Here is a 13,184-nt window from a genome sequence, read left to right on the forward strand (position 1 = left end):
TTGTTTTCCCCATTAAAGTTCCCTAGTATTTTTTGAAAACCATCAAGAAGTGAGCTTGAATCTGTCGCACTTATATTTTTATTTAGGAAAAATTTTGAAATTAAATTAGAATAAAAGTCATCTATTGAGGCTAAACCATTCAAAGATAAATAAATATAGCCTTCGGGCTCTATTAAATTATTTTCGATCCAATATGTTTTACCTGAACCCCACGCCCCATTTAACAACACCATCTTAGGCATAGAATTATCGGCGAATAGTTGCTCTATTTTCTTTTTCATTTAACGTCCTTGTCACAAATCTATCAATTCACTCGGGCAACTGAAAGCTGACGGCTTATAGCTTACAGCTATTTTTTAGTTATCGTCACTTGCGGCTCATCGTAGTCACTAAAATCAATACTGACTATGTACGACCCTTTAATCGCTGGTGTGTAGCTAAAGTAATTATAAATGGTATTACAGTCGGCGCGTGTTGATTGGCCAAGTGTTAGGCTTTGCCCTGATGGCTGTGAATCGCTGTAGCCACAGTTAAAACCTTCACTAAAATCTGCATCCGCTATTTTAAATTCGTACACTTTGCCTGGGGTCGAAAACCTAACTTGGGCTTGGTAAAGCGCAGGGCCGACTTGTTGAAATTGATATTGAGGTTCTGCATCCCATAATGTGAAATCCCCTCTTAAATAAATACTGCGATCCAATTCTTGCTGCGGCAACACGTCGTTAATTGAAATTTGGCTGGTACAAGCACTCAATAAGCCCACTAAGGCTAACGTGAAAATGCGTTTCAATGGGAGCTTCATGGTGAATCCTCTATTAACTAATATAAATAAAACACTAAAAAGCCAGCATAATGCTGGCTTTTTAAATAGCTATTGGCTGTTATTTTTGTAATACAGAAATATCTGCAATTTCTAAAAATAACCCACTTAACTGACTTAAAAGCGCAAGGCGGTTTTGCTTAACCGCTTCATCGTCGGCCATTACCATGACATTGTCAAAAAAGTTATCAACACTGTCACGAATACCAGCTAATTGGCTTAATGCCTCTTGGTAGTTTCCATCGCTGTATAGTGGCGCTAAGTCGGTAGCAAATTTTGCAACTTGAGAAGCCAGTACTTTTTCTGCGTCGTCACTTAGTAAGCTCTGATCAACATCACCTTGCGTTGTAATATTGTTTTTAGCAAGAATATTACTTACACGCTTATTAGCGGCTGCAAGCGATTCTGCGGCGTCTAACGTACGGAAATGGCTAACGGCTTTAACTCGGCGGTCAAAATCAACAGGCTTCGTTGGACGGCGCGCAAGTACCGCTTGAATTACATCTACCTCAATGCCTTCATCTTGATACCAAGCACGGAAACGCCCTAGCATAAATTCGAATACATCGGTTGATACATTTAGGTTAGTCAGCTTTTCACCAAACAAGGTTTGTGATTTAGCAACCAGGTCTAAAATATCAAGTGGTAGCTGCTTTTCTACCATGATACGTAATGCACCAATGGCCGCACGACGAAGTGCAAATGGGTCTTTATCACCTTTTGGTGCTTGGCCTATACCAAAAATACCCACCAGCGTGTCAAACTTATCTGCAATAGCCACTGCACAGCTGATCAAACTCGTTGGTAAGTTATCGCCGGCAAAGCGTGGCATGTACTGCTCGTTTTGCGCAACAGCGACATCTTCAGCTTCACCGTCATGACGTGCGTAATGCATTCCCATTACACCTTGTACGTCGGTAAATTCCATCACCATTTCGGTCATTAAATCGGTTTTACTTAATAAGCCAGCACGCGCTGCTAGTGCTTTATCTGCACCTAGTTGCTCTGCAATGTAACCGGCAAGTTCACTGATACGCTGTGACTTATCTTTAAGTGTGCCCAACTGCTTTTGGAATAAAACGCTGTCTAGCGACTCAAGTCGGCTTTCAAGTGTTTTCTTTTTATCTGTTTCAAAGAAGAACTGCGCATCAGCTAAACGCGGGCGCACTACTTTTTCGTTACCAGAAATAACCACACTTGGATCTTTACTTTCGATGTTAGAAACAAACAAAAACTTATTTAAAAGTTTGCCGTTTTGATCTAATAACGGAAAGTATTTTTGATCGTCTTTCATGGTGTAAATAAGCGCTTCGGCTGGCACATCTAAAAATGCTTCTTCAAATGTAGCTGTTAGCGTTACTGGCCATTCAACCAATGAAGTAACTTCTTCAAGTAAATCTTCATCCATAGCAACTACGGCATTAACTGCTTTTGCTGCGTCTTCTATTTGCGCACGAATTTGTGCTTTACGCTGTTCGTAGTCAGCTATCACGTAAGCTGATTTAAGTACGTCAAACACATCATCAGCATGGTTAATGCTAATTTTTTCTGGATGATGAAAACGATGGCCTTGCAGTTGATTGCTCACTTGCTTACCCAGTATCTCACCTTCTATTAGCTCACTACCTAGTAGAATAGTGACTGTATGCACAGGGCGAATAAATTGTGTTTTATTCGCGCCCCAACGCATTGGTTTAGGAATAGGTAATTTAGCAAGCGCTTTACTAATTGCATCAGCCATTAGTAATTTGGTTTCTTGCCCTGCTACTTTAGCAATATGTAATAGCCATGCGCCTTTATCGGTTTCGAGTGTTTGCGCATCTTTTACTTCAATTCCACAACCACGAGCCCAACCCATGGCTGCTTTGGTTGGGTTGCCCTCAGCATCAAATGCCGCTTTAATTGCAGGGCCGCGTTTTTCAACTTCTTTGTCTTGTTGTTTAGCGTCTAGCGCTTTTACTTGTAAACCTAAACGACGAGGCGATGCATACCAGCTCACACCTTGGTGAGCAAGTTCTAAGCTTTCAAGTTCTGCTGTTAAGTTTGCAGCAAAGGCTTCGGCTAATTTTCGAAGTGATTTTGGTGGCAATTCTTCGGTGCCAATTTCTACTAATAAATTTTCTGCTGACATGCTTACTTATCCTTACACAGCGGGAAACCAAGCGCTTCACGTGCATCGTAATAACTTTGTGCACACGCTTTTGATAATGCACGAACGCGTAAAATGTAACGTTGACGCTCGGTCACCGAAATAGCATGACGTGCGTCTAATAAGTTAAATGCGTGCGATGCTTTCATTACTTGCTCGTAGGCAGGTAATGGTAAGTTTGCTTCAATTAACTTTTGGCTTTCTGCTTCGCACTTATCGAACTGTGCAAATAAGTCTTCTACGTTTGCATGTTCAAAATTATAAGTAGACTGCTCTACTTCGTTTTGATGGAATACATCACCGTAGGTTACGCGCCCTAATGGACCGTCTGCCCATACTAAGTCGTAAATGCTATCTACGCCTTGAATATACATTGCTAAACGCTCTAGGCCGTAGGTAATTTCACCTGTGACCGGTGAGCATTCTAAGCCGCCCACTTGCTGGAAGTAGGTAAACTGCGTTACTTCCATGCCATTTAACCAAATTTCCCAGCCCAGTCCCCATGCACCCAGCGTTGGTGACTCCCAGTTATCTTCTACAAAGCGCACTTCGTGAGTAAGGGTATCAATGCCCATCGCCGCTAAAGAGCCTAAATAAAGCTCTTGGATATTATCTGGAGATGGCTTTAACACAACTTGGAATTGGTAGTAATGTTGTAAGCGGTTTGGGTTTTCACCGTAACGACCATCGGTAGGTCGACGACACGGTTGAACGTAAGCGCTCGACATAGGCTCTGGGCCAATTGATTTTAAAAATGTTTGCGGGTGAAATGTCCCTGCGCCCACTTCCATGTCAAGTGGTTGAATAATGACACAGCCTTGCTGTGCCCAATAATCCTGTAAAGCCAGGATCAAACCTTGAAAGGTTTTAACGTCATATTTTTGCATATTTTGGCTTTTTACTATCTGAGAAGTAGCGTGAAAATTACCCTCAGTATACCTTGTGCACACTCAGGTTTTAAGCAGTTTGTGCAATTGAGAAAATAAAAAAGGAGCCTAAGGCTCCTTTTTTGTGATTAGCATAAATTTAATTATACGTCTAAGTTAACCACACGCAGTGCATTCGTTTCTATGAACTCACGACGAGGCTCAACTTGATCGCCCATTAACGTAGCAAATAATTGATCCGCTGCAACAGCATCTTCAATCGTTACTTGCAACATACGGCGTGCGCTTGGATCCATGGTAGTTTCCCAAAGTTGATTTGGGTTCATTTCACCAAGTCCTTTATAGCGTTGAATATAGATCCCACGCTTAGATTCTGCGATCAACCATTCCAATGCATCCACAAAGTTATCAACAGGTTTTGTTTTTTCACCGCGTTGGATGTAAGCACCCTCAGTGATGATATTAGCAATATTTTTACCTGTTACAGCAATACGTTGGTAATCTCTTGAAGTAATAAAGTCATAATGAAGTACATGCGCTTTATCCACACCATGCTGACGAATATTCACAACAGGGTAATATAAATTACGCTCTGTATCGTGTTCAGTACCTGCGTGGAAAATAGTTGCATCTTCATCACGCGCAACTAAGTCATCAACAAGCTCTTTGGTCCAAGCAATTACCTTAGCCTCGTCTGAAAGGTCTTCTTTTTTCAGCTCGCTTTGGTAAATCAAACGGTTCATCACTGTGTTTGGATACTTACGCTTTAAGCGCTCGATAACTTTAACCGTGTTTTGGTAATCATGAACGATTGCTTCTAACGCTTCACCATCAACCGCTTCTGCACTATCACTCGTGTAAAGAGCAGCATTACTTAGCGCTAAAGATGTAAGGTAATCAACTAATGCAGGGTCATCTTTAATATAACGCTCTTGCTTACCTTTTTTCACTTTATAAAGAGGTGGCTGAGCAATATAAATGTAACCACGTTCAACAATTTCCGGCATTTGACGGTAGAAGAACGTTAGTAGCAAGGTACGAATATGAGAGCCATCCACGTCGGCATCGGTCATGATGATGATACGGTGGTAACGTAGTTTTTCTGGGTTATATTCGTCACGGCCAATACCACAACCTAATGCAGTAATTAGCGTTGCCACTTCTTGTGAAGAAAGCATTTTATCAAAACGTGCTTTTTCTACGTTTAAGATTTTACCTTTAAGCGGAAGAATCGCTTGATTCTTACGGTTACGACCCTGCTTGGCTGAACCGCCAGCTGAGTCACCCTCCACTATGTATAGTTCAGATTGGGCTGGATCTTTTTCTTGGCAATCAGCTAATTTACCTGGTAAACCAGCTAAGTCCATAGCGCCTTTACGACGTGTCATTTCACGCGCTTTACGCGCTGCTTCACGGGCGCGTGCTGCATCAATAATTTTGCCAACAACAATTTTTGCATCCAATGGGTTTTCCAATAAAAACTCAGTGAATTTTTCAGCCATTGCTTGCTCAACTGCAGACTTAACTTCGCTAGAAACTAGCTTGTCTTTTGTTTGTGATGAGAACTTTGGATCAGGTACTTTAACACTCACAACTGCAGTTAAGCCTTCACGCGCATCATCGCCCGTTGCATTACTGGTTGTTTTAGCTTTTTTGTTAAAGCCTTCTTTTTCCATGTAGTTATTAAGCGTACGCGTTAGCGCCGATCTAAAACCAGCTAAGTGAGTACCACCATCACGTTGAGGAATATTATTTGTGAAACAGTAAATGTTTTCTTGGAATGCATCATTCCACTGCATTGATACTTCTACACTAATACCATCTTCTTCACGTTCGTGAGTAAAATGGAATACCCCTTTATGCACTGGTGTTTTATTGCGGTTTAGGTATTCAACGAATGCTCTGATACCGCCTTCGTACTTAAAGTGGTCGCTTTTATTTTCTTCGCGCTCATCGCTTAATATGATACTTACACCTGAATTCAAAAACGACAGCTCGCGTAAACGCTTTGCCAAAATATCGTAATGAAAATCAAGGTTAGTGAACGTTTCGCCACTTGGCCAAAAACGAATTTCAGTACCATTTGTTTCAGAATCACCAATTACAGCTAGTGGTGCATCAGGTACACCCATAGTGTAAAACTGCTCATGAAGTTTACCTTCACGACGAATGGTTAGTTTTAATTTTTCTGATAATGCATTTACTACCGATACACCAACACCGTGTAAGCCACCTGATACTTTATAAGAGTTATCATCAAACTTACCACCGGCGTGTAGTACCGTCATAATTACTTCAGCTGCAGATACACCTTCTTCTTCATGTATAGAAGTAGGAATACCACGGCCGTTATCTCTTACAGATACCGAACCGTCTAAGTGAATAGTGACATAAATATCATCACAGTGACCAGCTAAGGCCTCATCGATAGAGTTATCAACGACCTCAAACACCATGTGGTGTAAGCCCGTACCATCATCGGTGTCCCCTATATACATACCAGGACGCTTTCTTACTGCATCTAATCCTTTAAGTACTTTAATACTCGACGAATCATAATTCTCAGACATGGTTAATCCCACTTATCTTGTTATTAGGTTGCCATGTTTCACGTGGAACATTTTTAGTTCTCGTTGCATGGGTTCCACCACAGCAGAAATACTTTCAGATAAAATTGAAGAAATAAATATTTGAGAACTACAGTGAGTCAATAACTGGCCCACTTTCTCTTTTGTATCTTCGCTTAGTTCTGAAGGTAGATCATCTATTAGCAATATTGATTGCTTATCTGTCTCTGACTCAATTAAGCTATTTTGCGTTACTTTTAACGCATACAACAATAACTTTAATTGCCCGCGTGAGAATACATTCTCAACACTGCAGCCAGCGACACTAAAACTAAAATCAGCCTTATGAGGGCCTTTACTTGTAAAGCCTTGGCGAGCATCTCGCTCAAAACTTTGCTCTAACGCATCACAAAGAGATTCACTCTCTTTCCAGCCCGCATTGAAGCTAATTTCTAAATCGCGTATTAGCGTTAATTCTGCACACATTTTATCAAAAAATTGCTGCTTAAACCTAGTTATATACGCGATTCTTAATTTATTTATTTGTTCAGCCAGTCTAACAAATTCTTTGTCCCAAAACTTGATTTGGTCAAAATAATTCTTAGGCTTAGATTTTAATAAGGCGTTGCGTTGTTTAAGCACTTTATTAAACGATTGCCATAAGAAAAAAAACTCATGTTCCACGTGGAACAAACCTAAGTCTAAAAACTTTCTGCGCTCCTTAGGACCGCCAAAAAATAGTGAATAGCTCTCTGGTGTTATAATTTGTACCGGCATTAACTGGGCAAGTTCAGATACTTTTCGACTCGCCTTACCCTGGATTTTTAAATTGGTTTCACCCGCTTGGGTTTTACTAATACCAATAGGGATAGATAAATCGTATAACGCTTTGCGGCCATGAATAACAAACTGATCTTGCTGGTGTGCAATAATACTTTTATGTTTAGAAGTTCGAAAAGATTTGCCGTGAGAAAGGTAATATATAGCCTCTAAAAGGCTGGTTTTTCCGCTGCCGTTTTCACCATAAATTATATTAACGCCATTAACTGGTTCTAGCGTCAGCGCCTCAATATTACGAAAATATTTGAGGCTCAAATGACTTAAGCTCATTATGTATTTATAATCTTATAAACGCATAGGCATAACGACGTACATCGCTTCTTCATCGCCAGCACCTTCTATTAGTGCACTGCTATTTGAATCGGCAAGTGTAAATAACACATCTTCAGTTTTTAATGTATTTAATACATCAAGCACGTAAGACACATTAAACCCTATTTCTAGGTCATCGCCCTCGTACATTACTTCAACTACTTCTTCCGCTTGTTCTTGCTCTGGGTTGTTAGCCGTAATTTTTAATAAACCGTTTGATAAATTTAAACGTACACCACGAAATTTTTCGTTCGATAAAATCGATACGCGTTGAAATGCATTACGTAACCATTCTCTGTTTGCTGTAATAACTTTATCGCCACCGCGTGGTAAAACACGGCGGTAATCAGGGAAACGGCCATCAACTAATTTACTCGTAAAAGTAAACTCAATATCAATAATACGGATGTGGTTAGCACCAAACTGAATAGTGACTAACTCTTGGTCGGCCACCATTAGGCGCATAATTTCTTGCACGCCTTTGCGCGGTATAATTAATTGGCGCTGTGTATTTAATGACTGACCTAGTTGCTTTTGTGCAATCGCTAAACGGTGCCCATCAGTGGCGACTGTTTTTATATCGCTGTTATCAACTTCAAACGACATGCCGTTTAAGTAATAACGCACATCTTGGTTTGCCATTGAAAAGTGCGTGCTTTCAAGTAATTTACGCAACTCTAAACGCGTTAGTTGAAACTCAACCTCACCATCCCACTGCTCTAAATTAGGAAAATCTTCAGCCGCTAATGTGGTCAATGAAAAACGACTTTTACCACTGGTTAAAAGTAGCTGATGGTCTTGCAAGCTTAAAGTAAGATCAGAACCATCCGGTAAACTTTTACAAATATCGAGTAATTTTTTAGCCGGTAATGTGAGCTTGGTATCGGCAACATCATCACCTACAAACACGCTCGCCACTAATTCAATTTCAAGGTCGGTCCCTGTCATTGAAAGCTGGCCATTTTCTACCACGAGTAATACGTTAGATAAAATAGGTAACGTATGCTTACGCTCTATGGCACCCGATACTTGCACCAATGGTTTTAAAAATTGTTCTCTTGATATTGTTATTTGCATAATAAAGTCAGCCCTAAGATGACAATGTTCTTATTAAATTTTGGTAATCTTCTTTAATCTCGTGGCTTTCGTCACGTAATGATTTAACTTTGCGACACGCGTGCAGTACTGTTGTATGGTCACGCCCACCAAAGGCATCCCCAATCTCAGGTAAGCTGTGATTAGTGAGTTCTTTAGATAATGCCATGGCAACTTGGCGCGGCCTTGCTATAGAGCGGCTGCGGCGCTTAGACAGTAAATCAGACACACGTATTCTATAGTATTCTGCTACCGTACGTTGAATATTGTCTATGGTGACTAGTTTATCTTGCAGTGCGAGTAAATCACGCAGTGCTTCTTTTACAAAGTCGATAGAAATTGGGCGGCCGGTAAAGTTTGCATTAGCAATTACACGGTTTAAAGCCCCTTCAAGTTCACGTACGTTTGAACGTAATTTTTTAGCGATAAAAAATGCCACTTCATGCGGTAAATTAATTTTACTTTGCTGGGCTTTTTTCATCAAAATGGCAACGCGTGTTTCAAGCTCTGGCGGCTCAATCGCGATAGTTAATCCCCAACCAAAACGAGATTTAAGGCGATCTTCAACTCCTTCTATCTCTTTAGGATAACGGTCAGAGGTTAAAATAATTTGCTGGTTACCTTCTAATAATGCATTAAAGGTATGAAAGAACTCTTCTTGTGAACGTTCTTTATTAGCAAAAAATTGAATGTCATCAATCATGAGTGCATCAACACTGCGGTAATAACGCTTAAACTCTTCAATCGCATTATTTTGCAGTGCTTTAACCATGTCTTGCACAAAGCGTTCTGAATGCATGTAGACAATTTTAGCATCTGGCTTATTGGCCATAATACCGTTGCCTACCGCATGTAATAAATGCGTTTTACCTAAGCCCGTACCACCGTAAATAAAAACAGGGTTAAATGCAGAGCCAGGATTATCTGCTACCTGAGTGGCAGCCGCTTTTGCTAATTGGTTAGATTTACCCTCAACAAAACTGTCAAAGGTATAGTTTTCTTTAATGTTTGATTTATAACCCGATTTAGGAGCGGGCTCAACAACTGGCTTTTGTTCTCGTGGTTGTTGTTTTGCCGTTGCTTGCGTACTTGGTGCTGATTGTGATTCAACTACCGGCGCAGCTTGTGCATTTAATAGCGGCTTGCTGCCTACATCAAAGCGTAATTCAGGGGCTTCTACACCACAAATTTCAACCAGTAACTCATTTATTCTATTTAGGTACTTTTCTCTTACCCAATCAAGTACAAAACGATTAGGCGCATAAATCGTCAAGGTATCTTCGGTACTTTCTGCTTGAAGTGGTCTGACCCACATACTAAATTGCTGCGAAGGCAATTCATCTTGCAATACATATAAACAACTTTGCCAAACCGACAGATACACAGTAAAACTCCCAGAGATATAATTTTTATTCCCGCACATCAATAATGATTCAAAAATCACACCTGTATTGCGTTTAAATGGCTCAATAAGCAGCCCAAGACCGACTATTATGAATGCACTTTATCCACAAGTAAAAGATTGATTTTTATAAAATTGTTGATATCGATGTATAAATATAATAACAGACTGATTTAAATAGCTTTTTATTTTAAAGCCTGATTAGAGATCATAACAAAACTGGCAGCAGATCGCGACTATAATTTATGATCTAATTTACTTTTCCCATGCTTTTATTCACTTTTTATACAGGGGCTGTGGAAAACTTCTTATTTATGATGATCCTATCGGATCATGAAAATTGATCATAAATAAACATGCTTTACGCGCTCTATTATGATTGACTTTTCGTCACTTCATCTATAATATCTCGCGCTCGCAATGGCACCTGTGCCAGGATCGCGACCTGCATAGGATGTTTTAACTTTAACCGATCGGATGAGATTGTTATGAAAAGAACTTTTCAACCTAGCGTTTTAAAACGCAAACGTACACACGGTTTCCGTGCTCGTATGGCAACTGTAAATGGCCGTAAAGTATTAGCTCGTCGCCGTGCTAAAGGCCGCAAAGTTCTTTCTGCTTAATTTATAAGTGGAAGACTTTAGCTTTGGCAGGGAGTTACGTCTGTTAACTCCCTCGCATTACTCTCGCATATTTAATGAACCCGCTCGGGCTGCAACTCCTTTCTTTACTTTATTAGCAAAACCAAGTGACCAGTCAAAACCTAGGTTAGGCCTTACTGTTGCTAAAAAACGTGTAAAAAAGGCATGTCAACGAAACCGTATTAAACGTCTTGCTCGCGAAAGTTTTCGTTTAAACCAACATACTCTCGATAATATAGATATTGTGTTGATGGTAAAAAGTGGCATTGATGAACAGTCCAATGAAGAATTAACCAAACAACTAACAAAGTTGTGGCGTAAAATTAATGAACGCTGCAAACCCGGTGCCCCTAAACCGCCACCATTTAAAAAACGCCCAAACAAATCAGCTAAATCGACTAAACAAACTCAATAGCAATAGAATTACAGGGTTAATTAAGGTATCTTTAGCTCACCTTTTAATCATGCGTTTAAAATCTTAAAGTAAGTCTTTAAATACATGGTATCTATTCACTAAACATAACGTAGGGGCATGTACAACATGAGGTTACTTAAACCACTTGCTGCGTTACCAACACGTTGTTTAGTTTTATTTATCCGCGGTTATCAAAAGTGGATTAGCCCGCTATTGGGTCCGCATTGTCGTTTTAATCCAACCTGTTCTAGCTACGCTATTCAAGCAATTAATTTGCATGGTGCAGTAAAAGGCAGTTGGCTCGCAGTTAAACGCATATTAAAATGCCATCCTTTACATTCAGGTGGAGACGACCCCGTTCCTGAAAAATTAACCCGTATTAACCACCAACACGAGAAATAAGAGCTGTTATGGAATCGCAACGCACGTTTTTATTCATCGGCCTAATGCTAGTGTCGTTTTTATTATTTCAAGAATGGAATAATGACTACAACACGCCAAAAGCCGATCCTAGTGCCACTACACAAACACTAAAAGCAAACTCACCGGAATCAGATGATTATGTTCCAGCTTCATCAGACTCTGGTTTACCTGCTTCAACTACTTTAGCTAAACGCTCAGTCATTGATATTACAACTGACGTGTTCAAAGTTAAAATTGACACCAAAGGCGGTGACATTGTTGAAACAGACTTAATTAATTATAAAGAAACCAAAGGCAGTGATGTTCCTTACATGCTACTTGGTGAGTTTGATGGTAAACAATACTTTTCACAAAGTGGTTTAATAGGTTTAAATGGCCCAGATGCATCTGCAAATGGTCGTCCTACTTACCAATCAGAGCAAACCTCTTACACCTTAACAGGTGATGAGCTTCGCGTTCCACTGCAATTTACCGACAGCAACGGTGTAAGCTTTACTAAGACTTATGTATTCAAAAAGGGTCAGTATGATGTTGGCTTAGAATATAAAGTTAACAACACCACCAGCGCGCCTGTTCAAGTACAGCTTTACACACAAATAAAGCGTACCGTACAAGAAAAAGGCAGCATGGTTGATCAAAACTATTTAGGGGCTGCATACGGTACAGATGAGGAACCATACGAAAAGTATAGTTTTTCAGATATGGCCGATAAAAACCTAAACATTAATACCCAAGGTGGTTACGTTGCCTTTATTCAGCATTACTTTGTAAGTGCTTGGGTACCAATGCAAGATCAAGCGAATACACTTTATAGTTTAATCACTAAAAGTAACGCAGCTATTATTGGTGTTAAAGACGAAGCGGTAAATGTTCAAGCTGGTAGTGAGCAAGTACTTACTGCAACTTATTACATGGGCCCTAAAGAGTCAGATAAACTTGAAGCGATTCACACTGACCTAGACTTAACCGTTGATTACGGTTGGTTATGGTTTATCTCTCAGCCGTTATTTGTACTATTAAAATGGTTACACAGTATTTTAGGTAACTGGGGTGTAGCAATTATAGCCATCACTATTATCGTTAAATCATTAATGTACCCACTTACTAAAGCACAATACACCTCAATGGCTAAAATGCGTGCATTACAGCCTAAGATGAAAGCGCTAAAAGAAAAGTATGGCGATGATCGTCAAAAATTCGGCCAAGCGACCATGGAAATGTACCGTAAAGAAAAAGTAAACCCTATGGGTGGCTGTTTCCCTATTTTACTGCAAATGCCAATCTTCTTAGCCTTGTTCTATGTATTCTTAGAGTCTACAGAACTTCGTCACGCTGAATTTGTACTTTGGCTAACTGACCTTTCTGCGAAAGACCCATACTACGTATTACCAATCTTATTTGGTGCGAGTATGTTTATAACGCAAAAACTACAACCTATGACGGTTACCGATCCAATGCAGCAAAAAATGATGACCTTTATGCCGGTTATCTTCTCTGTGTTCTTCTTATGGTTCCCATCTGGTTTAGTACTTTACTGGTTAGTGTCTAACCTTATCTCTATTGTCCAGATGTTAATCATCTACCGTGGCATGGAAAAGAAAGGTATTAAAGTAAGGGGCTAACTCCCCTTACC

Annotated in this window: 11 protein-coding genes and 1 pseudogene; 4 read left to right on the forward strand and 8 right to left on the reverse strand. The window is 40.0% G+C overall.

Features of this window, described 5'->3' with window-relative positions; all coding sequences use genetic code 11:
• The 8 genes and pseudogenes from QL984_RS14860 to dnaA all read right to left on the reverse strand — a co-directional run.
• Nucleotides 1–281: pseudogene (locus tag QL984_RS14860) on the reverse strand (hypothetical protein); the annotation flags it as partial.
• 68 nt (nucleotides 282–349) lie between these two features.
• On the reverse strand, nucleotides 350–802 hold the full coding sequence (locus tag QL984_RS14865; RefSeq protein WP_013463647.1) for a hypothetical protein: 453 nt from the start codon (nucleotides 800–802) through the stop codon (nucleotides 350–352).
• 79 nt (nucleotides 803–881) lie between these two features.
• Nucleotides 882–2,951, reverse strand: coding sequence for a glycine--tRNA ligase subunit beta (gene glyS, locus QL984_RS14870; protein WP_013463646.1), 2,070 nt, complete (start codon nucleotides 2,949–2,951; stop codon nucleotides 882–884).
• Between the two features lie 2 nt (nucleotides 2,952–2,953).
• On the reverse strand, nucleotides 2,954–3,856 hold the full coding sequence (gene glyQ, locus QL984_RS14875) for a glycine--tRNA ligase subunit alpha (protein WP_013463645.1): 903 nt from the start codon (nucleotides 3,854–3,856) through the stop codon (nucleotides 2,954–2,956).
• Nucleotides 3,857–3,999: 143 nt separating this feature from the next.
• Nucleotides 4,000–6,426 carry a DNA topoisomerase (ATP-hydrolyzing) subunit B gene (gene gyrB, locus QL984_RS14880; RefSeq protein ID WP_013463644.1) on the reverse strand — a complete coding sequence of 809 codons (2,427 nt, stop codon included), beginning with the start codon at nucleotides 6,424–6,426 and terminating at the stop codon, nucleotides 4,000–4,002.
• Between the two features lie 12 nt (nucleotides 6,427–6,438).
• Entirely contained in the window at nucleotides 6,439–7,533 is a 1,095-nt protein-coding gene (gene recF / locus QL984_RS14885; protein ID WP_058153949.1) for a DNA replication/repair protein RecF, read from the reverse strand.
• Between the two features lie 15 nt (nucleotides 7,534–7,548).
• On the reverse strand, nucleotides 7,549–8,652 hold the full coding sequence (gene dnaN, locus QL984_RS14890) for a DNA polymerase III subunit beta (RefSeq protein WP_008112965.1): 1,104 nt from the start codon (nucleotides 8,650–8,652) through the stop codon (nucleotides 7,549–7,551).
• Nucleotides 8,653–8,665: 13 nt separating this feature from the next.
• Nucleotides 8,666–10,054, reverse strand: a complete 1,389-nt coding sequence (gene dnaA, locus QL984_RS14895) for a chromosomal replication initiator protein DnaA (RefSeq protein WP_041695548.1) — start codon at nucleotides 10,052–10,054, stop codon at nucleotides 8,666–8,668.
• A gap of 506 nt (nucleotides 10,055–10,560) precedes the next feature.
• On the opposite strand from dnaA, the gene rpmH reads away from it, so the two are divergent.
• The 4 genes from rpmH to yidC all read left to right on the forward strand — a co-directional run bounded on the left by rpmH (nucleotide 10,561) and on the right by yidC (nucleotide 13,173).
• Nucleotides 10,561–10,695 (forward strand): 50S ribosomal protein L34, encoded by a 135-nt coding sequence (gene rpmH / locus QL984_RS14900; protein ID WP_008112968.1) that lies wholly within the window; start codon nucleotides 10,561–10,563, stop codon nucleotides 10,693–10,695.
• Nucleotides 10,696–10,702: 7 nt separating this feature from the next.
• A complete protein-coding gene (gene rnpA / locus QL984_RS14905; RefSeq protein ID WP_008467046.1) occupies nucleotides 10,703–11,128 on the forward strand; it encodes a ribonuclease P protein component in 426 nt (141 codons plus the stop codon).
• 126 nt (nucleotides 11,129–11,254) lie between these two features.
• The gene (yidD, locus tag QL984_RS14910; protein ID WP_008467044.1) at nucleotides 11,255–11,530 is read left to right on the forward strand and encodes a membrane protein insertion efficiency factor YidD; all 276 of its coding nucleotides are present in this window, start codon (nucleotides 11,255–11,257) and stop codon (nucleotides 11,528–11,530) included.
• Nucleotides 11,531–11,538: 8 nt separating this feature from the next.
• On the forward strand, nucleotides 11,539–13,173 hold the full coding sequence (yidC, locus tag QL984_RS14915) for a membrane protein insertase YidC (RefSeq protein ID WP_013466276.1): 1,635 nt from the start codon (nucleotides 11,539–11,541) through the stop codon (nucleotides 13,171–13,173).
• The last annotated feature ends 11 nt before the right edge of the window (nucleotides 13,174–13,184 follow it).

This window comes from Pseudoalteromonas sp. APC 3495 (genome assembly GCF_030407645.1).
GTDB lineage: Bacteria > Pseudomonadota > Gammaproteobacteria > Enterobacterales > Alteromonadaceae > Pseudoalteromonas > Pseudoalteromonas tetraodonis.

Bases quoted from the DNA above. Each gene is read 5' to 3' on its own strand.
- glyS (WP_013463646.1), bottom strand. From the start codon at position 2,951: ATGTCAGCAGAAAATTTATTAGTAGAAATTGGCACCGAAGAATTGCCA.
- glyQ (WP_013463645.1), bottom strand. From the start codon at position 3,856: ATGCAAAAATATGACGTTAAAACCTTTCAAGGTTTGATCCTGGCTTTA.
- recF (WP_058153949.1), bottom strand. From the start codon at position 7,533: ATGAGCTTAAGTCATTTGAGCCTCAAATATTTTCGTAATATTGAGGCG.
- QL984_RS14865 (WP_013463647.1), bottom strand. From the start codon at position 802: ATGAAGCTCCCATTGAAACGCATTTTCACGTTAGCCTTAGTGGGCTTA.
- rpmH (WP_008112968.1), top strand. From the start codon at position 10,561: ATGAAAAGAACTTTTCAACCTAGCGTTTTAAAACGCAAACGTACACAC.
- yidC (WP_013466276.1), top strand. From the start codon at position 11,539: ATGGAATCGCAACGCACGTTTTTATTCATCGGCCTAATGCTAGTGTCG.
- gyrB (WP_013463644.1), bottom strand. From the start codon at position 6,426: ATGTCTGAGAATTATGATTCGTCGAGTATTAAAGTACTTAAAGGATTA.
- dnaN (WP_008112965.1), bottom strand. From the start codon at position 8,652: ATGCAAATAACAATATCAAGAGAACAATTTTTAAAACCATTGGTGCAA.
- yidD (WP_008467044.1), top strand. From the start codon at position 11,255: ATGAGGTTACTTAAACCACTTGCTGCGTTACCAACACGTTGTTTAGTT.